Consider the following 19,906-nt stretch of genomic DNA (forward strand, 5'->3'; position numbering starts at 1 on the left):
ATATTTTCTCAAGATATAAGACGTCCGCCCCGTTTATTTAAAAACGAGGGAATAGGTTGGGCGCTGAGGCATTTTCGGGTGAGCGAAAATGACAAAAAAGGAACACAGATGTTCCTGAACGTGATTGTTATTGTGTCTCCGTTGAAGCCAACCTCTTCGGTCTTCAGGAGGTGAAAAGCGCATCTCCTCTGGTTTTGTGGTGAGAATGATCATTCTCATTTTTCTCCATTATACGATCCGCCGCGATAATGGAAAGGTTTTTTTGCTTACTTTTAGAACGCAAAAAATTAAGGCAAATAATCATGGAGAAAATAAGAATATTTTGTGAAAGTGGAGAGGGAAAATAACCATTCGGCATCGCGATACTGGAGATAGTTAATGACACTAATCATTACAAAAAGCATTAATCCCGACGATCAACAAGAATTGTTTGCCGGTCTGCGGCACTATAATCAGCAGTATCTCGATGCGGCGCAGTTTGGCGATCTGGGGGTTTACTCCCGCGATGCGCAAGGGGTGATGCAGGGCGGGCTGATTGCCAAACGCAAGGGCAACTGGCTGTGCATTGAGTATCTGTGGGTTAGCGAGGCGACGCGCGGGCGCGGGTTGGGGAGCGAGCTGATGCAGGAGGCGGAACAGCAGGCGCGGGCGCTAGGCTGCAGCCATCTGCTGGTGGATACCTTTAGCTTCCAGGCGCTGCCGTTTTATCAGAAATTAGGCTATCAGCTGCAGATGTCGCTGCCCGACTTCCCCCACGCAGGCATGCAGCGCCACTATTTGTCGAAGGCGCTGTAACGATCCTGGTATCCCCGGGCGGTCAGGTACCCTACCTGTGGTTGTGCCGGATGGCGGCATAAATGCCTTATCCGGCCTACGTTCCGAGCGGCCTGTTATTGATATACCCACTTGCGCGACTGAAACTGCCGGTGCTGGCGGCCTCAAAATCGCTGAGACGTTCCCGGAAGGCCGGGGCAGCCCGCATGGATGCGGGCTGAGGGCCGTGTTTTGCACGGACGCTGCCTCGGCCCGACCCGAAGCCTGCAGGGATAAGTCGAAGGGACCGCGTAGCGGCGATTTTGCTGGCCGGAGCCCGGGGGTACAGGGGGCGGCGGCGACTGGCCGCCCCCTGTGCGCTCCCTGCGGCATAAGAGACATAACGCAGAAGATCAACCGGGAGCGCAATCTGCCGGGAATTAACATAGAAGTTGTAGCCCTGCTAAGCGTAGCGCGAGCAGGGAAACTCCCGGATGGCGGCGCGTGGCGCCTTATCCGGGCTACAAAAGCGTCAAAACCACGCCTTAACCTCCGACGCCGTGGCCCATTAACGCCAGCGCGTGGCTGATGATGGTCTGGCGGTTGACCGCCTGTAAACGCGGATCGCTGTGAATGCGTGAAAATGGCACCAGCACCAGGCTAATCACCGTGGTAAACAGCAGCTCCGGCGACAGCGCCGGATTGATCTTGCCCTCCAGCTGCCAGCGACGCACCGTCTCCAGCATCACCTGAAAACGCTCCTCGCCGAAGCGGGCATCCATATGCTGACGCAGGATCGGCATCTCGCCGATGATCTCCTGCATCCACAGCGGCGCAAACCAGGCGTTTTTCTCCGCCATATGCGCCAGCGTCTCGACCATCATCGTCAGCGCCAGCACCGGATCCTGCGGATGATCGACAAAAATGCGGCTGATGTGATTGCGCAGCGGCATAAAGCGCTCCTCAATCAGCTGGGTCACCAGCGCATCCCGGGAACTGAAGTAGTAATGCAGCATCGCCGGCGTCACCCCGGCCTCTTTGGCGATGGCGTTCAACGATACGCGGCCCGCCCCGTCGCGGGCAAACAGCATCAGGGCAATGTCCATCAGCTGCTCGCGATTGGCAGTATCCGGTTTTTTACCGCGCGGCCGACCCGGGCGGCGGGGGGCATCCTGATCCTTTTGTGCTGTCATGGTATGGCGATCTCTTGACCCGACTCATTCTTTCACTAAATATTAATTATGCATTTAATTAATTTCAAGCGAGCGTTGTAATGACTTCTGAAGTCGCTAACCCACCGGTGCAGTCGATACGCCTGCTGTTCAGCGCATTGCTGTTGGTGATGTTGCTCTCGGCGTTGGATCAGACCATTGTCTCCACCGCGCTGCCGACGATTGTCGGCGAACTGGGCGGGCTGGACAAGCTTTCCTGGGTGGTCACGGCCTATATTCTCAGCTCCACCATCGCGGTGCCGCTGTACGGGAAATTCGGCGATCTGTTCGGTCGCAAAATCGTGCTGCAGGTGGCGATTGGGCTGTTTCTCGTCGGCTCCGTGCTCTGCGGGCTGGCGCAGAACATGACCCAGCTGGTGCTGATGCGCGGCCTGCAGGGGCTCGGCGGCGGCGGCCTGATGGTGATCAGCATGGCGGCGGTCGCCGACGTCATCCCACCCGCCAACCGCGGCCGCTATCAGGGGCTGTTCGGCGGTGTTTTTGGCCTGGCGACGGTGATCGGCCCGCTGATCGGCGGTTTTCTGGTGCAGCACGCCTCCTGGCGCTGGATCTTCTATATCAACCTGCCGCTCGGCCTGTTCGCGCTGCTGGTGATCGGCGCGGTATTCCACAGCAGCAATAAACGCAGCCAGCATCAGATTGACTGGCTGGGGGCGATTTACCTCAGCATGGCGCTGTTGTGCATCATTCTGTTTACCTCGGAAGGGGGCAGCGTCCACGCGTGGAATGACCCGCAGCTGTGGTGCATTCTGGCCTTCGGCATCGTGGGGATCATCGGCTTTATGTACGAAGAGCGGATCGCCATCGAACCGATTATTCCGCTGGCGCTGTTCCGCAACCGCAGCTTCCTGCTGTGCAGCCTGATTGGCTTCGTCATCGGCATGTCGCTGTTCGGGTCAGTCACTTTCCTGCCGCTCTATCTGCAGGTGGTGAAGGAGGCGACGCCCACCGAGGCCGGGCTGCAGCTGATCCCCCTGATGGGCGGCCTGCTGCTGACCTCGATTATCAGCGGGCGGATTATCAGCCGTACCGGTAAATATCGCCTGTTTCCGATCCTCGGCACCCTGCTCGGCGTGACCGGCATGGTACTGCTGACCCGCATCACCATTCACTCGCCGCTATGGCAGCTGTACCTGTTTACCGGCGTGCTGGGAGCGGGTCTGGGGCTGGTGATGCAGGTGCTGGTGCTGGCGGTGCAGAACGCGATGCCAGCGCAGATGTACGGCGTCGCCACCTCCGGCGTGACCCTGTTCCGCTCGATTGGTGGCTCGATCGGCGTGGCGCTGTTTGGCGCGGTGTTCACGCACGTGCTGCAGAGCAACCTGCAACAACTGCTGCCGGAAGGCGCGGTGCTGCCGCCGGGAATGAATCCGGTGGCGGTCCAGCACCTGCCCGCGGATATCCGCCTCGACTACCTCGACGCCTTCGGCGCGGCGATCCACGCGGCGTTTCTGATGGCGGCCGGCATTATGGCGGTGGCGTTTGTCCTCTCATGGCTGTTAAAGGAGGCACCGCTGAAGACCGCGACGCATTAAGCGGCCCCGGCGATGCGCAGCAGTGCCTGACGCAGCGCTGGCGCGGCAAAATCGATAAATTTCCGCAGCTTAAGCGGCGCCAGATCCCGCGCGGTATACAGCAAATGGACCGGCGCCGGATCCGGCTCGACGTTTTCCAGCAGCAGACGGAGCTCCCCGTGGCGCAGGCCATCCAGCGCCTGATAATGCAGTAAGCGGGCCACCCCCACCCCCAGCCGCGCGGCATCGGCGGCGCTCTCTGGCGTGGTGACGGATAGCACCGGCGGCAGGTTAATCAGCTGGTCCTCGCGCTCAGCGGCGCGAAAGCGCCAGCCGCGATAGGGCATCGGCGATTCAATGCGGATGATCGGCAACGCCGCCAGATCGCGCGGCCGCTGCGGCTCGCCGTATTTCGCCAGCAGCGCCGGATGGGCGCAGGCCACAATCCGCATGGTGCCGAGGCGGGTGGCCACCATGCTGCTGTCCGCCAGGTCGCCAATCCGCACCGCCAGATCGACATGGTCGCTCACCAGGTCGGCATTGCGATCGCTGAGCAGCAAACGGACGCGAATTTGCGGGTAGCGGGCGATAAATTCACTGATTACCGGAAGAACGTGCTGGCGTCCAAACATCGTTGGCGCGGAGATCACCAGCTCGCCCTTCGGTTCCTGATATTCGCCCGTCGCCTGGCGTTCGGCGTTTTCCACCTCCTCAAGGATCCGCCGGGCGGCAGCGACATAATCGACCCCGGCGTCGGTGAGCGTCAGTTTGCGGGTGGTTCGCGCCAGCAGGCGCACGCCCAGCGCGCTCTCCAGTTCACCAATATGGCGGCTGACGGTGGTCAACGGCATATTCAGCGCCCGCGCCGCCGCCGACATGCTCCCCAGCTCGGTCACTTTCACCAGTAGCGCCATCGCGCTTAATCGATCCATTATTCTCCCGTTTTTCGGAAAGATGATTGCCACTTTACCCGTATTATCATTCTTCACAGTACAGTCCATGATGGCGCCAGACAACAGGAGGCGCTATGGCAGCAACCTTTCTCGATATCGCCATCACCCCGGACGTGATGGATGTGCAGCATGAAATGGGCAGCGACTCGCTGTGGCAAACGCCGCACAGTCGCCGCCAGGCCGACCGCTTCGGCGACAGCGAAGCGGGGATGATCGCCACCCGCGACAGCTTTTATCTGGCGACGGTGTCGCAGAGCGGCTGGCCCTACATTCAGCATCGCGGCGGCCCGGTGGGGTTTCTGCATCTGCTGGATGACACCACCCTGGCGATGGCCGATTTCGGCGGCAACCGCCAGTACATCACCACCGGCAATCTGCGTGGCAGCGACCGGGCCTGCCTGTTTTTGATGGATTATCCGCGCCGTGCCAGGCTGAAAATCTACGCCACCGTCGAAGTCGTGGCGGCAGAGGACCATCCGCAGCTGCTGGCGCAGGTGGCGCCGGTAAACTATCGCGCTCGCATCGAACGTCTGTTTCTTTTTCATTTGCAGGCGTTTGACTGGAACTGCCCGCAGCACATTACGCCGCGCTACAGCGCGCAGCAGGTGGCGGAGTACAGCCAGAACCTGCAGCAACGTATTCATGACCTGGAGCAGGAGAATCAGCGCCTGCAGCAGCAATTAGCCTCAAAAGGAGACTCCTGATGAATGAGCAACGTCCCCCGTTACCGCCGTTTACCCGCGACAGCGCTATCCAGAAGGTCCGCGCCGCGGAAGATGGCTGGAACAGTCGCGATGCCGAAAAAGTCGCTCTGGCCTACACCGTGGATAGCGAATGGCGCAACCGCAGCGAATTTGTCCACGGCAGGGGGCAAATTGTTGAATTCCTGCAGCGAAAATGGCGCAAGGAGCAGCAATACCGGCTGATTAAGGAGCTGTGGGCATGGCAGGAGAATCGCATTGCCGTGCGCTTCGCCTACGAGTGGTGCGACGACAGCGGCAACTGGTTTCGCTCGTATGGCAATGAGAACTGGGAGTTTGATAAGCACGGACTGATGCAGACGCGCTACGCCTGCATCAACGACCTGCCGATCGCCGAAAGCGAGCGCCTGTTCCACTGGCCCCAGGGGCGCCGCCCGGACGATCATCCGGGGCTAAGCGAATTGGGACTGTAAACAGGCGCGCGACGACGGGTTAATCGGCTTTCGGGAAGTCGACCACCGTGTCGTTAACCCGGTTCACCATGTTGGTGAACAGGATGGCGCTGATGGCGCTGATAATCTCAATCACCTGCTGGTCGCTAAAACCGGCGTTGCGCAGCGCGGCGACGTCGGCTTCCGGCAGCGTACCGGTGGTGGTCACCAGGGTCTGCGCGAATTTCACCAGCGCATCAAGCTGCGCCTCTTCCGCATACTCCCCGCGGCGCAGGGCGTGGATTTGTTCGCTGCTGAAGCCGGCTTTTTTCGCCATCAGGGTATGCGCGGCCAGACAGTAGTCACAGCCGGTGGCTTCGCTGACCGACAGGTTAATCGCTTCCAGCTGTTGGGCGCTGAGGCTGCCTTTATGGAGCATCGCATTGTGCGCCAGCGCCTGCTGCAGCGCCGCCGGCGAGTGGCCGCCGATGGTGAGATAGGCGTTCGGCACTTTGCCCATCGCTTTTTTGATCCCGGCGAAAATATCGGCGGCTTTGCCGGTGGCGTCTTGTTCACGGATATCTGCTAAACGGCTCATGGTTAACTCCTGTTGTTATCGAGGGTGTGTTGGCAATGGGGTCATCTTAGGCGCTTGCCGCATGCTAGACTGGCGGTCTTCGTCTCACCTTTTTGTCTTATCGTCTCAGGAGAAGCATGGACAGTCTCAGTCATCTGCTGGCGCTGCTGGCGCCGCGCTGCGAAGTGAACCTGCACTGTCGCTTCGGCGGCCGCTGGCAGGCCGGGCACCAGCAAATGCGCAGCGGCGTGGTGCCCTGGCACGTGGTGCTGCGCGGCGAGGGGCGGCTCAACGTCGGCGGCCAGACTCATCACCTGCGCGCGGGAGATGTGGTCCTCCTGCCCCACGGTTCGCCGCATCTGATGGAGAGCCTGGTGGAGTGGGGCCAGGTGCTGCCGGTAGCGCACCGGTTTAACGGCACGGTGACGGAAATGCGCGCCGGCCCGGCGGAGGGGGCGCTGGAGATGCTGTGCGGCGAATTCTATTTTGGTCCGCACGTCAGCTGGCTGTTCAGTGAAGCATCGACGCTGATCCATCTCCATACCGATGCGCGTGAAGACTGCCTGGAGCTGGACGCGCTGCTTAATATACTGGTGCGCGAGAGCCTGGCGCAGCGTCCCGGCGGCAGCGCTATCGTGCGCAGCCTCGGCGATACGCTGCTGGTGCTCCTGCTGCGCATGCTGCTTGGCGAGCAACAGCCGCCCGGCGGACTGCTGCGTCTGATGAGCGATGAACGCCTGATGCCGGCGGTGCTGGCGGTGATGGCGACCCCGGAGCAGCCGTGGACGCTGGAAACCATGGCCGCCCGTGCCTTTCTTTCGCGGGCCACCTTTGCCCGTCATTTTGCCCGCGTTTATCACCTGACGCCGCAGGCGTGGCTGTCGCAGCTGCGAATGGCGCTGGCCGCCCGGCTGCTGCGCCTGGAGCGTCAGACCAACCTCGAGGTCATTGCCGAACGCTGCGGCTTTCAGTCGCTGGCGTCCTTCTCGAAGCGCTTCAAAATGCGCTATGGCGTGACGCCGGGCGAGTGGCGACGGGGCTAGCGCCTCGCGTTTCGCGAAGATGATTTTATTTCCAGTTGCGTGGTTTGCTGTTTATTACCCGACCCGAAAGTCGCTATAGTTTTGCACGAAAAAAACAATGACAGTCAGGACAGACAGGGTGAAGAGGATGAGATTACGTTTACGGGCCGCCGCCGCAGTGATGCTGGCGGGTCTGGCGCTGGTCGGCTGCGACCAAAAGGGTAATGAAGAGAAGCACATTAAGGTCGGTGTGATTAACGGCGCCGAGCAGGATGTGGCGGAAGTGGCGAAGAAGGTGGCCAAAGAGAAGTACGGTCTGGACGTCGAACTGGTGGGATTCAGCGGCTCGCTGCTGCCTAACGAATCGACCAATGCCGGCGATCTGGACGCCAACGTCTTCCAGCATCGGCCTTTCCTCGAGCAGGACAACAAAGCGCATAACTATCATCTGGTGGCGGTCGGCAATACCTTCGTCTTCCCGATGGCCGGCTATTCGCGCAAGATCAAGTCAGTCGCCGAACTGAAAGACGGCGCGACGATCGCTATCCCCAACGATCCGACCAACCTCGGGCGGGCGCTACTGCTGCTGCAAAAAGAGAAGCTGATTACCCTCAAAGCCGGGACCGGCCTGCTGCCGACGGTGGTGGATATCACCGACAACCCGCATAACCTGAAGATCATGGAGCTGGAAGGGGCGCAACTGCCGCGCGTGCTCGACGATCCCAAAGTCGATGTGGCCATCATCAGCACCACCTACCTGCAGCAAACCGGGCTGTCGCCGGTTCGTGACGGCATCTTTATCGAAGATAAAAACTCGCCCTACGTGAACATCATCGTGACCCGGGAAGACAATAAAGACGCGGAAAACGTGAAGGAGTTTATGCAGTCGTACCAGTCGCCGGAGGTGGCGAAGGCGGCAGAGACTATCTTCAACGGCGGCGCGGTGCCGGGCTGGTAAGCCAACACACAGGGAGAGGCGCGTATGGTACGCCAACGGCAGGCTGACCTGCTGCTGATTGCCGCGACGGTGATTGCCGCCTGCGGCTGGATATTTTCCCGCGAGGCGATCGCCGGCATGCCGGTTTTCGCGTTTCTTGGGCTGCGCTTTTTCTTCGCCGCGCTGCTGCTGCTGCCGTTCTGCCGCGGTTTTCGCCCGCAAAAGCAGCACTGGCCAAAGCTCCTCATCAGCGGACTCTGGTTTGCGCTCAACCTCTGCCTGTGGATCTATTCGGTCTCCACGACGGCGTCGCTCGGCGAAGGGGCGTTTATCATGAGCCTGTCGATGATGTTCGTCCCGCTAACCGCGTGGGTGATGATGAAGGTGCGCCCGCCTCGCGCCTGGTGGGAGTGCCTGCCGATCGCGGTGGTAGGCCTGGGGCTGCTCAGTCTGCATATGCCGATAGCCTTCCACCCCAGCCAGGGCTGGTTTTTGCTGACGGCGCTGGTGCAGTCGATCTGGTTCTGTTACACCAGCCGCTGCGCGCGTGAAGTACCGCTGATCCCCCTGACCACCGTGCAGCTGGCGATCACCGGTATCGTCGGGTTGACCATCTCCGCTGCCGTTGAACGCTGGGACCAGCCGATGACCCTGCCGACTCTCGGCTGGCTGGTGGCCAGCATTGTCATCGCCACCAGCCTGCGCTTCGGTCTGCAGATGAAGGGGCAGAAGTACGCGGCGGTGGCCAGCGCGGCGATCATCATGGTGCTCGAACCGCTGCTGACGGTCATTGCCGCCGCGCTGTGGTACGGCGAACAGCTGCCGCTGCAGAAGATTATCGGCGGCGTGCTGATCCTGGTGGCCCAGCTGTGGTTCCGCTGGCGGATGCTTAAGCCGTAAGCGGGCCGCTTCGCCGCTGCGCCATCAGCTGCAGCAGCGGCACCAGCGACAGCCCGTCCGGCATTTCGCCGCGGGCGATCAGCTGGTTTATCTCCTCGAAGGTAAACCAGCCGGTCTCCATCACCTCATCCTGATCTGCATCCATCCCCACCCAGCGTAAACCGGTGGCCAGCCAGGTGATAAACAGCTGATCGCTGCTGCCGTAGGAGGGGTTGAAGCGAATGATCTCCTCGACGCGTTGCGCCTGCCAGCCGGTCTCTTCCCGCAGCTCGCGCAGCGCGGCGACCGCCGGATCTTCCCCTTCATCGACGCCGCCTGACGGAATGGCCCACACCACCTTGTCGATCAGGTAGCGGTAGTGGCGAATCAGCAGTACTTTCTCATCCTGGATGGCCACGATCCCCACCGCCGGGCGCGGGTAATGAATGGAATAAAAGTCGCGGCGCTCGCCGGAGGCGACATCAATACCCACCTTACACATGCTGAACCACGGCGTCTCGGCGATGACCTGCGGGTCGTGCATATCGGCGGCGGTCAGTTTCTTTTTCATCCTGCCACTCCTGTCAAAAATTGAGCCTTAAGAACAACATAGCCGGAGGAGGATGGCAACCGCTGCAGGTTGGCCCGATTCCATCGATCATTGCCCAAATGCCCCTGTTGAGCCAGGTGCGGACTCAGTACGATGTTCGTCAGATGACCCCACTGAGGAACACCAACATGAACATCACCCACATCCGTAATGCGACCCAGAGGATTGACTACGCCGGGAAAAGATTTCTCATCGACCCGATGCTGGCTGACAAGGGCGCCTGGCCAGGTTTTCCTGGCACTGCGCGCAGCGAGCTGCGCAATCCGCTGGTCGAGCTACCGTTTTCCCGCGATAAAATTATCGATGTTGATGCGGTGATCGTCACCCATACCCATGACGATCACTGGGACGCGGCGGCGATCGCCGCGATCCCGAAAACCCTACCGGTGTTCGTCCAGCATGAGGCCGACGCCGCGCTGCTGCGCAGCCAGGGATTTCAGGATCTGCGCCTGCTGTCGGCAGACAGCGAATTTGCCGGCGTGCGCCTGCAGAAAACCACCTCCGGCCAACACGGCAGCGACCGGACCTACGCGGTGCCGGCGATGGCTGAGCGCCTGGGAGAAGCCTGCGGCGTGGTGTTTCGCCATCCGCAGGAGAAGACGCTGTGGCTGATGGGGGATACCATCTGGCGTGATGAAATTGAAGCTGATCTGCTGAAGCTGCGCCCGGACGTGGTGGTGTTGAACGCCGGCTACGCCCACGTCATCGGCTTTGGCCCGATAATCATGGGCAAGGAAGATCTTCTTAACGTGCACTTCGCCCTGCCGGAAGCGAAAATCATGGCTATCCACCTCGAGGCGGTCAACCACTGTCTGGTGAGCCGGGAAGAGATGCGCCAGTATGCGCTGGATAATCAGATTGCCGATGTGGTGAGTATCCCGCAGGATGGGGAAACCGTGGTTTATTAACATGCGCAAGGGGAAAGGACGATGAAACTCACCGACGTGGCGATTGTCGCTGTAGAGGGCTTTAGCCCGTTTCACTACGCCGTCCCCTGCATGCTGTTTGGCGATTCGGTCTCTGAAATCAAACGCTTTAATCTGCACATTTGCGCCGAGCGGCCGGGGCTGCTGCGCGCCCGCGATGGTTTTGCGCTGTACGCCACCGGCGATTTCGCCGCGCTGGAACAGGCGGATATCGTGGTGGTGCCTTACTGGGGCGAGGTCGATCGGCGTCCGCCGCAGGCGCTGCTTGATAGCCTGGTGCGGGCGCGGGATAACGGCGCGGAGATTGTCGGCCTGTGTCTCGGCGCGTTTGTCCTCGGCTACGCCGGGCTGCTGGACGGCAGGCGAGCGGCGACCCACTGGGAGTTCGAGCAGGATTTCCAGCGCCTGTTTCCGCAGGTGCAGCTGGATATCAATGCCCTGTATGTCGATGACCAGCGGGTGATCACCTCGGCGGGCACCGCGGCGGCGCTGGACTGTTGCCTGTACCTCATCCGCCAGCGTTTCGGCAGCCTCGCGGCCAACCAGATCGCCCGGCGGATGATTGTTTCGCCGCACCGCGAAGGCGGCCAGGCGCAGTTTATCGCCCAGCCGGTGCCGAAAAACACCCGCGATGCGCGAATCAACTGCCTGCTGGATTATCTGCAGCAGCATATTGCCGAGCCGCACAGTCTCGATTCGCTGGCCCGGGTGGTGGCGATGAGCCGCCGTACCCTGACCCGCCACTTCGCCAGGGCGACCGGGATGAGCATTACCGACTGGCTGACCGCCGAACGTCTGCGCCGCAGCCAGACTCTGCTTGAGGCGGGCGATCTGCCGGTCGAACAGGTGGCGGAGGCGGTGGGCTATCTTTCAGCGGTCACCTGGCGCCAGCAGTTTAAGGCGCGCTTTGGCGTCAGCCCGACGGAGTGGCGGCGCACCTTTCGTCGCGGCGCTTAGCCGGCGAGGGTCGCACTGTCGATCACGAAGCGGTATTTCACGTCACCCTTGACCATTCTTTCCCAGGCTTCGTTGATCTCATCGCCGCGGATCAGCTCGATATCGGCGACGATGCCGTGTTCGGCGCAGAAGTCGAGCATCTCCTGAGTTTCCGGTATACCGCCGATCATCGAGCCGGCAATCGACCGACGGCGGAAGATCAGATTGAACACTTCCAGCGACGGATGCGGCGTGGCCGGAGCGCCTACGAGGGTCACGGTGCCATCGCGTTTCAGCAGCGTGGTGAAGGCATCGAGATTGTGCGGCGCCGCCACGGTGTTGAGGATAAAATCGAAGCTTTTGACGTGGGCCGCCATTTCGTCGTCGTTGCGCGACACCACCACGTCATCGGCGCCCAGCGCTCTGGCCGCATTACGCTTGGATTCCGAGGTGGTAAAGGCCACCACGTGGGCCCCCATGGCGTGGGCCAACTTGATCCCCATATGCCCAAGGCCGCCGATGCCGACCACGCCGACTTTTTTACCCGGCCCGACGTGCCAGTGGCGCAGCGGCGAGTATGTCGTGATCCCGGCGCACAGCAGCGGCGCGACGGCGGCCAGCTGCGCTTCGGGATGGGTTATCCGCAGCACGTAGTGTTCTTTGACCACGATCTGCTGGGAATAGCCGCCCAGAGTGTGGCCCGGCGCGTCCTGGGTCGGGCCGTTATAGGTCAGCACCATGTGGTCGCAGTAGTTTTCCAGCCCCCCAGCGCACTCTTCGCACTGTTGGCAGCTATCGACCATGCAGCCGACGCCCACCAGATCGCCGACGGCGTAGCGCGAGACGGCGTTGCCGACCGCGGTCACCCGACCCACAATTTCATGCCCCGGCACGCAGGGATAGAGCGTTCCCGCCCATTCCGAACGCGCCTGGTGGAGATCGGAGTGGCAGACGCCGCAGTAAGCGATGGCGATCTGTACATCCTGTGGCCCCGGCTCGCGGCGGGTGATGGCCATTGATTCCAGCGGCTGGCTGGCGGAGTAGGTACCAATAGCGTTGATCAGCATAGCGAAACCTCTTCTTGATGAATGGACTCAATAGAACGGGAGGGGAAAGCGGGTGGTCAGTGGCATCGATAAGCGTAGCCTGGACTGGCCGAGATGCGAGGGGGAAAGCGGTTGAGAAACCCTCAGGCGCGGCGTAAGCCAGCGCAGTAAATAATAAGCTGGCCTTATCTTTATCGCCGCTAAGCCTTATAGGTATTTACGGCAAATAATATTATTTAATCCTGTAAAATAGAGAGAAATAATTATTGTAGATAACGATGCTTACACTCTTTTTATCTCCGTAACGTCTTGTCTTTTATTCGTTATTTCACCTGTTGATACTATGATTCTCAACGAATCTCTTTTTCAACCTGACCGATAGCATAAAAACCATGTCGATAACTGCAGCCAGCCCCTCTACCGACCAGGCGTTACCGTCTTTTTATTACGGAAGACAGACAAAGCCGTTATTCGCGGTGGAATCCCTGTTATCTGCGTTCCTGCCCGCCAGCTCACCCTTTGCGCTGCCGCGATCGACCTATTATCGTTTTCCGCCGACCCAGGCTGAATCCGGATTAATTCTGCTCGAAGAGGGGATTGCCTCGCTATGCCATGCGGAAAACAACATGGTGATATCAACGATATTTTCCCCTTCGCTATTGGGATTAATCGATGGTTACGGCGTCTTTAACGGTATTCCGGAAAAACACCACTGCTCTCTGTTTGCTGAGACAGATTTGCGCGGACACTGGATAGCGCATCAGGCCGCGGTCGAGATCCTCAATGCGCAAAACTTGTGGCAGGAGATGGCCCATGTTCTGGCGCAGCGGCTGATGGTGTTGAGCATGCGTTCGCAGGAGATGATGGGGGTGGATTCTTACCTGATGGTGCGAACCCTGCTAACAGAGCTGGCGGACTATCCGGAGGCATATCGTCGCCAAATCAACGTCCTGAGCTTTATTCAGCGCCGTACCAACTTGTCGCGTAGCCGCATTATGTCGATTCTGTCGGAGCTGCGTAAAGGTGATTATATTACGATCCATCGCGGTGTGCTGAGGACCATCGCTCACCCGCTTCCCGCCCACTTTTAAGCCCGTGCGGCGGAGGGGCGTGATTTTCCCACCCCTCGTGAATCGAACCTGCTAAGGCTCAATCGCCGTCAGGTAGTCCAGCCGCAGCGGCTCAGCCAGCAGGGACTCCATCTGCGTCATAAACGCCTGAAAATAGGGCATCGCGACATGCGCATCGAGGGCGTCCTGTCCCTGCCACGCCTCGCGCATGTAGAAGGTGTCCGGCGCGTCGCGCAGCTGAAACAGGGCGTAGTCGAGATTGCCCGGCTCCTGTCTTGTCGGCAGGAGCAGCGCCTGCAGGGCCTGGCGCAGGGCGTCCGTCTGGCCCGGTTTCGCCTTGAGCACGGCGATAAGCGATATCATCTTAAAACCCCTCGAGCACAATCTTGCCGACGGCACGCCCGGTTTCCAGCTGGCGATGCGCTTTCTGCAGATTGGCGGCGGTGATGGCGCCGTAGTGTTCGCCGAGGGTGGTTTTGATCGTGTGGCTGTCGATCAGCGCCGCCACGCGGGTGAGCAACTGATGCTGGGCAATCATATCATCCGTCTCAAACATTGAACGGGTGAACATAAATTCCCAGTGCAGGGACAGGCTTTTCGCTTTCAGCGGCACCACGTCGAGGGTCTCCGGGTCATCAATCAGCGCCAGCTTGCCCTGCGGGGCGAGGGCGTCGATCAGCGCGTTGAAGTGCTGCTCGGTGTTGGTCAGGCTGGCGACATGGGTCACCGCGCTGATGCCAATGCGCGCCAGCTCGTTGGCGAGCGGCTTGCTGTGATCGATCACATGGTGCGCGCCCGCCTCGCGGACCCACTGCTGGCTCTCCGGACGCGAGGCGGTGCCGATCACCGTCATGGCGGTCAGTTTGCTGGCCAACTGGGTCAGGATTGACCCCACGCCGCCCGCCGCGCCGACGATCAGCAGCGTGTCGCCCGCATTGCCGCCTTCCTTAACGCCGAGACGGTGAAACAGCAGCTCCCAGGCGGTGATCGCCGTCAACGGCAGCGCGGCGGCAGCGGCGTTATCGAGGGTGCGCGGTTTGTGCGCCACCAGGCGCTCGTCCACCAGCTGATATTCACTGTTGCTGCCGGCCCGGCCCAGCGCGCCGGCGTACCAGACCTCATCACCCGGGGCGAACAACGTCACCTCCTCACCGACGGACTGCACCACGCCAACGGCGTCCCAGCCCAGCACCCGCGGTGTGTCGCCCTGGAAGCCGGCGCGCACTTTGGTGTCTACCGGATTGACCGAGATGGCTTTCACGGCGACCAGCAGGTCACGCCCGTGGGCGGTGGGGACCGGCAGGTCGATCTCAGTTAAAGAAGGGATGTTGTTGCCGTCAGCGGCGGCTTGAGTAATGGCGATAGCTTTCATAACTGCTCCGGTCTGTGATTCGGGTGAATGAAAAGATGACGCGATAGTAGACCGCTGCCGGGAGGGGAAAAACGGGCTAACGGCAATAACAGTTATATGCAGAAAGTGAAAATCAGCCCACCTGATAGAAATCGAGCATTACCCCATCCTGGGTCCGGCCACCGGCGCAGATAAACAGCGAGGTGGTTAGCCAGCTGAGCGCGGGGGTATCCACCTCGAAGGAGGGAACGGTGCGAAAATAGATGGCTTCTGGCGGAATATCGCTAAAAAAGCGCATATCGTCGGCGAATAGCTGGTCATGATACTGGGCCGGCACCCGGCGGATGCCATTGTTTTCCACATAGACGGTCCCTTCCGCCACCTGCAGGGCATAGCGGGCGGACAGCCTGCAGGTGCCGTTGGGTTCGATTATCTGGCTGTCGACGCCGCCGGGCAGCACGTGGCCGCGAAGTTGACCCGAGACGCTGCCGCCGATAATCGGGATCAGCTGGCGCTTACCGGTCTGCGGGCTGCGGGAGACAATTATCGGTTTATCAACCTGGATGGTAATGGAAAAACAGTGTCTGAGTTCGGGGGTCATTATGGCTCTCCTGTTTCGGTTGGCAACGGCACGCGGCCACCGCGCCAGTGTAACGGGTTTGCGAGAGACAAAATAACGCAGGGTTTGGATGAAAATGATTGGCTGGGATGATGAGTTTGGGGGTGCTCAGGTTGGTATGGCGTGGCTTTGGGGGAGCAGAGGCAAACTGGCGGAAGATCACAGGAGTTGAACCTGCCCGGGACCGCTGGCGGCCCCAACTGGATTTGAAGTCCAGCCACCTCACCGGAGATGACGATCTTCCGCGCCTCGATTGCTACATGGAGGCGGGGCGCATTATAGCTACTTTCAGCCGTTTACCACATACCTAAACGCACTTTTTTACTGTTAAAACTGGACTTTACAGAACAGTCCTGGACAAATCCTCACAAAATCCGTGAGTTACACTTTTTCACTCCCTGATTCCCTACCACGATCACAGAAAACAAGAAACGTAATCTGATAACGAGATATCGCAATTCATCTTACTGCGGCAAAGGTTTACAAAAATCGTAACCGGTACCAATCCGCGGTGCCGCTAAGGGAATAGTGCGCATATGAAAGATCATATTTTGTCCGTCAAAGAGAAAATTGGCTACGGCATGGGTGACGCCGCCAGCCACATCATTTTTGATAACGTCATGTTATACATGATGTTTTTCTACACCGATATTTTTGGTATCCCCGCCGGCTTTGTAGGCACCATGTTCCTGCTGGCGCGCGCGCTGGACGCGATTTCTGACCCGTGCATGGGCCTGCTTGCCGACCGTACCCGCAGCCGCTGGGGTAAGTTCCGCCCATGGATCCTCTTCGGCGCCATCCCGTTCGGCCTCGTCTGCGTGCTGGCCTACAGCTCGCCGGATTTAAGCCACAACGGCAAGCTGATCTACGCCGCCGTGACCTACACGCTGCTGACCCTGCTCTACACCGTGGTGAATATCCCCTACTGCGCGCTGGGCGGCGTGATCACCGACAACCCCACACAGCGCATCTCGCTGCAGTCCTGGCGCTTCGTGCTGGCGACGGCGGGGGGCATGCTCTCCACCGTGCTGATGATGCCGCTGGTCAACTTTATCGGCGGCGAAGACAAAGCGCTCGGCTTCCAGGGGGGCATCGCGGTGCTGTCGGTGGTCGCCTTCCTGATGCTGGCCTTCTGTTTTTTCACCACCAAAGAGCGTGTCGAAGCGCCGCCGAGCAGCACTTCGATGCGTGAAGACTTGCGCGATATCTGGCGCAATGACCAGTGGCGGGTGGTTGGCGTGCTCACCATCCTCAATATCCTCGCGGTCTGCGTTCGCGGCGGCGCGATGATGTACTACACCACCTGGATCATGGGCTCGGCGGCGCTGTTCACCGTCTTCCTCACCACCTACTGCGTCGGCAACCTGATTGGCTCGGCGCTGGCGAAACCGCTGACCGACTGGAAATGCAAAGTCAGCGTCTTCTGGTGGACCAACGCCCTCCTGGCTGTGCTCAGCGTGGCGATGTTCTTCGTACCGATGGACGCCGAAATCACCATGTTCGTCTTTATCTTCATCATTGGCGTACTGCACCAGCTGGTGACGCCAATCCAGTGGGTGATGATGTCCGACACCGTCGACTACGGCGAATGGTGTAACGGCAAACGCCTGACCGGCATCAGCTTCGCCGGCACCCTGTTTGTGCTCAAGCTGGGGCTGGCGCTGGGCGGCGCGCTGATCGGCTGGATGCTGGCCGGCGGCGGCTATGACGCCGCCGCTAAAACCCAGAACAGCGCCACCCTCACCATCATTATCGCCTTGTTCACCCTCGTTCCGGCGGTGTGCTACCTGTTGAGCGCGGTGATCGCCAAACGCTACTACACGCTGAAAACGCCGTTCCTGAAAAAAATGATGGCCGAGCTGGCCGAGGGCGCGCGTCGCAACGAACAAGATTTCACCGCAGCCCCGATCGATAAAGAATGGCAAAACTAAGAGGACGTTTTAATGAAAATCAGTGATGGAAACTGGCTCATTCAACCAGGGCTCAACCTGATCCAACCCGTACAGGTTTACGAGGTGGAACAGCAGGGGAATGAAATGGTGGTCTATGCCGCGCCGCGCGATGTTCGCGAACGTGCCTGGCAGCTGGATACGCCATTGTTCACCCTGCGCTTTTTCTCGCCTCAGGAAGGGATAATCGGCGTGCGCATGGCGCACTTCCAGGGCGCGCTGGATAACGGCCCGCACTATCCGCTGAACGTGCAGAAAGACGTCCATGTCGAAATAGAAAATACGGCCGGGTTCGCCGAGCTGAAAAGCGGCAACCTCAGCGTGCGCGTCACTAAAGGTGAATTCTGGGCGCTGGATTTTCTGCGCGACGGCGTGCGCATCACCGGTAGCCAGTTGAAAAACAACGGCTACGTGCAGGATAGTAAGACCCAGCGCAACTACATGTTTGAGCGCCTCGACCTCGGCGTCGGCGAAACCGTCTACGGCCTCGGCGAGCGCTTTACCGCGCTGGTGCGCAACGGCCAGACGGTAGAAACCTGGAACGAAGACGGCGGCACCAGCACCGAGCAATCCTACAAAAATATCCCCCTCTATCTGACCAACCGCGGCTACGGCGTGCTGGTCAATCATCCTCAGCGCGTCTCCTTCGAGGTGGGCTCGGAGAAAGTCTCTAAAGTCCAGTTCAGCGTTGAAGGCGAATACCTTGAGTACTTCGTCATCGACGGCCCGACGCCGAAAGCGGTGCTTAACCGCTATACGCAGTTCACCGGCCGCCCGGCGCTGCCGCCGGCATGGTCGTTCGGTCTGTGGCTGACGACCTCGTTCACCACCAACTATGACGAAGCGACGGTAAATAGCTTTATCGACGGCATGGCTGAGCGCCATCTGCCGCTGCACGTCTTCCACTTCGACTGCTTCTGGATGAAGGCCTTCCAGTGGTGCGATTTTGAATGGGATCCGCTAACTTTCCCGGACCCGGAAGGGATGATCAAACGCCTGAAGGCGAAAGGGCTGAAGGTCTGCGTGTGGATCAACCCGTACATCGGCCAGCGCTCGCCGGTGTTCAAGGAGCTGAAAGAGAAGGGCTACCTGCTGAAGCGCCCGGACGGTTCGCTGTGGCAGTGGGATAAGTGGCAGCCGGGGCTGGCGATTTATGACTTCACCAACCCGGAAGCCTGCCAGTGGTACGCCGACAAGTTAAAAGGCCTGGTGGCGATGGGGGTCGATTGCTTCAAGACCGACTTCGGCGAGCGTATCCCGACCGACGTCCAGTGGTTTGACGGTTCCGATCCGCAGAAAATGCACAACCACTACGCATTCATCTATAACGAGCTGGTGTGGAAGGTGCTGAAAGAGACCGTCGGCGAGCAGGAGGCGGTGCTGTTCGCCCGTTCCGCCTCGGTGGGCGCGCAGCAGTTCCCGGTGCACTGGGGCGGCGACTGCTACGCCAACTACGAATCGATGGCGGAAAGCCTGCGCGGCGGGCTGTCGATCGGCATGTCCGGCTTCGGTTTCTGGAGTCACGATATCGGCGGTTTCGAAAACACCGCGCCGGCCCACGTCTACAAGCGCTGGTGCGCCTTCGGCCTGCTCTCCAGCCACAGCCGGCTGCACGGCAGCAAATCCTATCGGGTGCCATGGGCTTACGACGAAGAGTCCTGCGACGTGGTGCGCCACTTCACGCAGCTGAAATGCCGCATGATGCCGTATCTCTATCGCCAGGCGGCGCTGGCCAACGAGTTCGGCACGCCGATGTTGCGTGCGATGATGCTCGAGTTCCCGGACGATCCGGCCTGCGACTATCTTGACCGCCAGTATATGCTCGGTGATTCGGTCCTGGTGGCGCCGGTGTTCTCCGAAGCGGGCGAGGTGCAATTTTATCTGCCGGATGGGCGCTGGACGCACCTGTGGCATAACGATGAATTACCGGGTAGCCGCTGGCATAAGCAGCATCACGATGCGCTGAGCCTGCCGGTCTACGTTCGCGACAACACCCTGCTGGCGCTGGGCAACAATGACCAGAAACCCGATTATGCCTGGCATGAGGGCACCGCCTTCCAGCTGTTCCACCTCGAGGATGGACGCGAGGCACGTTGTGACGTTCCGGCGGCAGACGGCTCGACGATTTTCACCCTGAAGGCCAGGCGCCAGGGCAACACCATCGCCGTGAGCGGCGAAGGCGAGGCCCGCGGCTGGACGTTGTGCCTGCGCAATATCCCGCAGGTCGCGGGCGTGCAGGGCGGGACTCAGGCCGGCAGCGAATGGGGTGTGGTAGTGAGCGCCGAGGGCAATACGCTGACGATTACCCTGTAAAACACCATCTTAACGGCTGCAACCCTCTCCGCCAGCGGCGAGGGTTTTTTTATTTCATTTTTGTACAAAAAGTAACGTTCATTTCAT

At 60.0% G+C, this 19,906-nt stretch carries 22 protein-coding genes and 1 tRNA gene; 13 read left to right on the forward strand and 10 right to left on the reverse strand.

All coding sequences use genetic code 11. The features are described 5' to 3' along the window. The first annotated feature begins 205 nt into the window (after positions 1–205). Entirely contained in the window at positions 206–328 is a 123-nt protein-coding gene (locus AC3EMD_RS00305) for a hypothetical protein (protein WP_046620780.1), read from the forward strand. Here the strand turns inward: AC3EMD_RS00305 and AC3EMD_RS00310 are convergent. After that, positions 288–404: a hypothetical protein gene (locus AC3EMD_RS00310; RefSeq protein WP_012540280.1), complete on the reverse strand. Its 117-nt coding sequence runs from the start codon at positions 402–404 to the stop codon at positions 288–290. The two genes, AC3EMD_RS00305 and AC3EMD_RS00310, sit on opposite strands and share 41 nt — an antisense overlap. Between AC3EMD_RS00310 and AC3EMD_RS00315 the strand changes: the two genes are divergently transcribed. Then, positions 379–795, forward strand: coding sequence for a GNAT family N-acetyltransferase (locus AC3EMD_RS00315; RefSeq protein WP_302073872.1), 417 nt, complete (start codon positions 379–381; stop codon positions 793–795). The two genes, AC3EMD_RS00310 and AC3EMD_RS00315, sit on opposite strands and share 26 nt — an antisense overlap. A 503-nt stretch (positions 796–1,298) precedes the next feature. On the opposite strand, the gene AC3EMD_RS00320 is transcribed toward AC3EMD_RS00315, so the two are convergent. Continuing rightward, positions 1,299–1,946: a TetR/AcrR family transcriptional regulator gene (locus AC3EMD_RS00320; RefSeq protein ID WP_023298366.1), complete on the reverse strand. Its 648-nt coding sequence runs from the start codon at positions 1,944–1,946 to the stop codon at positions 1,299–1,301. Positions 1,947–2,026: 80 nt separating this feature from the next. Between AC3EMD_RS00320 and AC3EMD_RS00325 the strand changes: the two genes are divergently transcribed. Continuing rightward, complete coding sequence (locus AC3EMD_RS00325; RefSeq protein ID WP_032740353.1) at positions 2,027–3,520, forward strand: MDR family MFS transporter; 1,494 nt, start codon at positions 2,027–2,029, stop codon at positions 3,518–3,520. Here AC3EMD_RS00325 and AC3EMD_RS00330 read toward each other — a convergent pair. After that, on the reverse strand, positions 3,517–4,488 hold the full coding sequence (locus tag AC3EMD_RS00330) for a LysR family transcriptional regulator (protein WP_162493226.1): 972 nt from the start codon (positions 4,486–4,488) through the stop codon (positions 3,517–3,519). The genes AC3EMD_RS00325 and AC3EMD_RS00330 overlap by 4 nt on opposite strands. Positions 4,489–4,526: 38 nt before the next feature. Between AC3EMD_RS00330 and AC3EMD_RS00335 the strand changes: the two genes are divergently transcribed. Both AC3EMD_RS00335 and AC3EMD_RS00340 read left to right on the forward strand, forming a co-directional pair. Continuing rightward, positions 4,527–5,156: a pyridoxamine 5'-phosphate oxidase family protein gene (locus AC3EMD_RS00335; RefSeq protein ID WP_050887385.1), complete on the forward strand. Its 630-nt coding sequence runs from the start codon at positions 4,527–4,529 to the stop codon at positions 5,154–5,156. Further along, positions 5,156–5,626: a nuclear transport factor 2 family protein gene (locus AC3EMD_RS00340; protein WP_016161992.1), complete on the forward strand. Its 471-nt coding sequence runs from the start codon at positions 5,156–5,158 to the stop codon at positions 5,624–5,626. The genes AC3EMD_RS00335 and AC3EMD_RS00340 overlap by 1 nt, the downstream gene beginning before the upstream one ends. 19 nt (positions 5,627–5,645) lie before the next feature. Here the strand turns inward: AC3EMD_RS00340 and AC3EMD_RS00345 are convergent, their stop codons facing one another. After that, the gene (locus tag AC3EMD_RS00345; RefSeq protein ID WP_004145017.1) at positions 5,646–6,182 is read right to left on the reverse strand and encodes a carboxymuconolactone decarboxylase family protein; all 537 of its coding nucleotides are present in this window, start codon (positions 6,180–6,182) and stop codon (positions 5,646–5,648) included. Between the two features lie 116 nt (positions 6,183–6,298). Between AC3EMD_RS00345 and AC3EMD_RS00350 the strand changes: the two genes are divergently transcribed. From AC3EMD_RS00350 to AC3EMD_RS00360, 3 genes are all read left to right on the forward strand, one after another. Then, a complete protein-coding gene (locus tag AC3EMD_RS00350) occupies positions 6,299–7,204 on the forward strand; it encodes an AraC family transcriptional regulator (protein ID WP_302073873.1) in 906 nt (301 codons plus the stop codon). Between the two features lie 127 nt (positions 7,205–7,331). Continuing rightward, positions 7,332–8,141, forward strand: a complete 810-nt coding sequence (nlpA, locus tag AC3EMD_RS00355; RefSeq protein ID WP_302073874.1) for a lipoprotein NlpA — start codon at positions 7,332–7,334, stop codon at positions 8,139–8,141. A 24-nt stretch (positions 8,142–8,165) separates the two neighbouring features. Then, positions 8,166–9,020, forward strand: coding sequence for a DMT family transporter (locus AC3EMD_RS00360; protein ID WP_101859455.1), 855 nt, complete (start codon positions 8,166–8,168; stop codon positions 9,018–9,020). Here the strand turns inward: AC3EMD_RS00360 and AC3EMD_RS00365 are convergent. Continuing rightward, positions 9,010–9,570, reverse strand: a complete 561-nt coding sequence (locus AC3EMD_RS00365) for an NUDIX hydrolase (RefSeq protein WP_247098694.1) — start codon at positions 9,568–9,570, stop codon at positions 9,010–9,012. The two genes, AC3EMD_RS00360 and AC3EMD_RS00365, sit on opposite strands and share 11 nt — an antisense overlap. Before the next feature lie 167 nt (positions 9,571–9,737). Here AC3EMD_RS00365 and AC3EMD_RS00370 point away from each other — a divergent pair, with 167 nt between their 5' ends. Next, positions 9,738–10,517 carry an MBL fold metallo-hydrolase gene (locus AC3EMD_RS00370; protein WP_032731505.1) on the forward strand — a complete coding sequence of 260 codons (780 nt, stop codon included), beginning with the start codon at positions 9,738–9,740 and terminating at the stop codon, positions 10,515–10,517. A 21-nt stretch (positions 10,518–10,538) separates the two neighbouring features. Next, positions 10,539–11,492 (forward strand): GlxA family transcriptional regulator, encoded by a 954-nt coding sequence (locus AC3EMD_RS00375; RefSeq protein ID WP_070612038.1) that lies wholly within the window; start codon positions 10,539–10,541, stop codon positions 11,490–11,492. Here AC3EMD_RS00375 and AC3EMD_RS00380 read toward each other — a convergent pair. Next, positions 11,489–12,538, reverse strand: a complete 1,050-nt coding sequence (locus AC3EMD_RS00380; protein ID WP_247098695.1) for an NAD(P)-dependent alcohol dehydrogenase — start codon at positions 12,536–12,538, stop codon at positions 11,489–11,491. The genes AC3EMD_RS00375 and AC3EMD_RS00380 overlap by 4 nt on opposite strands. A 371-nt stretch (positions 12,539–12,909) precedes the next feature. On the opposite strand from AC3EMD_RS00380, the gene AC3EMD_RS00385 reads away from it, so the two are divergent. Beyond that, the gene (locus AC3EMD_RS00385; protein WP_247098696.1) at positions 12,910–13,608 is read left to right on the forward strand and encodes a winged helix-turn-helix transcriptional regulator; all 699 of its coding nucleotides are present in this window, start codon (positions 12,910–12,912) and stop codon (positions 13,606–13,608) included. A gap of 51 nt (positions 13,609–13,659) precedes the next feature. Here the strand turns inward: AC3EMD_RS00385 and AC3EMD_RS00390 are convergent, their stop codons facing one another. The 4 genes from AC3EMD_RS00390 to AC3EMD_RS00405 all read right to left on the reverse strand — a co-directional run bounded on the left by AC3EMD_RS00390 (position 13,660) and on the right by AC3EMD_RS00405 (position 15,801). Then, complete coding sequence (locus AC3EMD_RS00390; RefSeq protein WP_008806799.1) at positions 13,660–13,950, reverse strand: putative quinol monooxygenase; 291 nt, start codon at positions 13,948–13,950, stop codon at positions 13,660–13,662. A gap of 1 nt (position 13,951) precedes the next feature. Next, positions 13,952–14,959, reverse strand: a complete 1,008-nt coding sequence (locus AC3EMD_RS00395; RefSeq protein ID WP_008806800.1) for a zinc-binding alcohol dehydrogenase family protein — start codon at positions 14,957–14,959, stop codon at positions 13,952–13,954. A 112-nt stretch (positions 14,960–15,071) separates the two neighbouring features. Beyond that, the gene (locus tag AC3EMD_RS00400) at positions 15,072–15,539 is read right to left on the reverse strand and encodes a DUF3237 domain-containing protein (RefSeq protein WP_008806801.1); all 468 of its coding nucleotides are present in this window, start codon (positions 15,537–15,539) and stop codon (positions 15,072–15,074) included. A gap of 167 nt (positions 15,540–15,706) precedes the next feature. Next, a tRNA-Sec gene (locus tag AC3EMD_RS00405) sits at positions 15,707–15,801 on the reverse strand. 292 nt (positions 15,802–16,093) lie between these two features. Here AC3EMD_RS00405 and AC3EMD_RS00410 point away from each other — a divergent pair. Continuing rightward, entirely contained in the window at positions 16,094–17,488 is a 1,395-nt protein-coding gene (locus AC3EMD_RS00410; RefSeq protein ID WP_008806802.1) for a glycoside-pentoside-hexuronide family transporter, read from the forward strand. A gap of 12 nt (positions 17,489–17,500) precedes the next feature. Next, on the forward strand, positions 17,501–19,819 hold the full coding sequence (gene yicI / locus AC3EMD_RS00415) for an alpha-xylosidase (RefSeq protein WP_302073875.1): 2,319 nt from the start codon (positions 17,501–17,503) through the stop codon (positions 19,817–19,819). Positions 19,820–19,906 lie beyond the last annotated feature (87 nt).

The sequence above is a fragment of the Klebsiella sp. PK18 genome (genome assembly GCF_057784655.1).

Bases quoted from the DNA above. Each gene is read 5' to 3' on its own strand.
- AC3EMD_RS00305 (WP_046620780.1), top strand. From the start codon at position 206: ATGATCATTCTCATTTTTCTCCATTATACGATCCGCCGCGATAATGGA.
- AC3EMD_RS00315 (WP_302073872.1), top strand. From the start codon at position 379: ATGACACTAATCATTACAAAAAGCATTAATCCCGACGATCAACAAGAA.
- AC3EMD_RS00310 (WP_012540280.1), bottom strand. From the start codon at position 404: ATGCTTTTTGTAATGATTAGTGTCATTAACTATCTCCAGTATCGCGAT.
- AC3EMD_RS00320 (WP_023298366.1), bottom strand. From the start codon at position 1,946: ATGACAGCACAAAAGGATCAGGATGCCCCCCGCCGCCCGGGTCGGCCG.
- AC3EMD_RS00325 (WP_032740353.1), top strand. From the start codon at position 2,027: ATGACTTCTGAAGTCGCTAACCCACCGGTGCAGTCGATACGCCTGCTG.
- AC3EMD_RS00335 (WP_050887385.1), top strand. From the start codon at position 4,527: ATGGCAGCAACCTTTCTCGATATCGCCATCACCCCGGACGTGATGGAT.
- AC3EMD_RS00340 (WP_016161992.1), top strand. From the start codon at position 5,156: ATGAATGAGCAACGTCCCCCGTTACCGCCGTTTACCCGCGACAGCGCT.
- AC3EMD_RS00345 (WP_004145017.1), bottom strand. From the start codon at position 6,182: ATGAGCCGTTTAGCAGATATCCGTGAACAAGACGCCACCGGCAAAGCC.
- AC3EMD_RS00350 (WP_302073873.1), top strand. From the start codon at position 6,299: ATGGACAGTCTCAGTCATCTGCTGGCGCTGCTGGCGCCGCGCTGCGAA.
- nlpA (WP_302073874.1), top strand. From the start codon at position 7,332: ATGAGATTACGTTTACGGGCCGCCGCCGCAGTGATGCTGGCGGGTCTG.
- AC3EMD_RS00360 (WP_101859455.1), top strand. From the start codon at position 8,166: ATGGTACGCCAACGGCAGGCTGACCTGCTGCTGATTGCCGCGACGGTG.
- AC3EMD_RS00365 (WP_247098694.1), bottom strand. From the start codon at position 9,570: ATGAAAAAGAAACTGACCGCCGCCGATATGCACGACCCGCAGGTCATC.
- AC3EMD_RS00370 (WP_032731505.1), top strand. From the start codon at position 9,738: ATGAACATCACCCACATCCGTAATGCGACCCAGAGGATTGACTACGCC.
- AC3EMD_RS00375 (WP_070612038.1), top strand. From the start codon at position 10,539: ATGAAACTCACCGACGTGGCGATTGTCGCTGTAGAGGGCTTTAGCCCG.
- AC3EMD_RS00380 (WP_247098695.1), bottom strand. From the start codon at position 12,538: ATGCTGATCAACGCTATTGGTACCTACTCCGCCAGCCAGCCGCTGGAA.
- AC3EMD_RS00385 (WP_247098696.1), top strand. From the start codon at position 12,910: ATGTCGATAACTGCAGCCAGCCCCTCTACCGACCAGGCGTTACCGTCT.
- AC3EMD_RS00390 (WP_008806799.1), bottom strand. From the start codon at position 13,950: ATGATATCGCTTATCGCCGTGCTCAAGGCGAAACCGGGCCAGACGGAC.
- AC3EMD_RS00395 (WP_008806800.1), bottom strand. From the start codon at position 14,959: ATGAAAGCTATCGCCATTACTCAAGCCGCCGCTGACGGCAACAACATC.
- AC3EMD_RS00400 (WP_008806801.1), bottom strand. From the start codon at position 15,539: ATGACCCCCGAACTCAGACACTGTTTTTCCATTACCATCCAGGTTGAT.
- AC3EMD_RS00410 (WP_008806802.1), top strand. From the start codon at position 16,094: ATGAAAGATCATATTTTGTCCGTCAAAGAGAAAATTGGCTACGGCATG.
- yicI (WP_302073875.1), top strand. From the start codon at position 17,501: ATGAAAATCAGTGATGGAAACTGGCTCATTCAACCAGGGCTCAACCTG.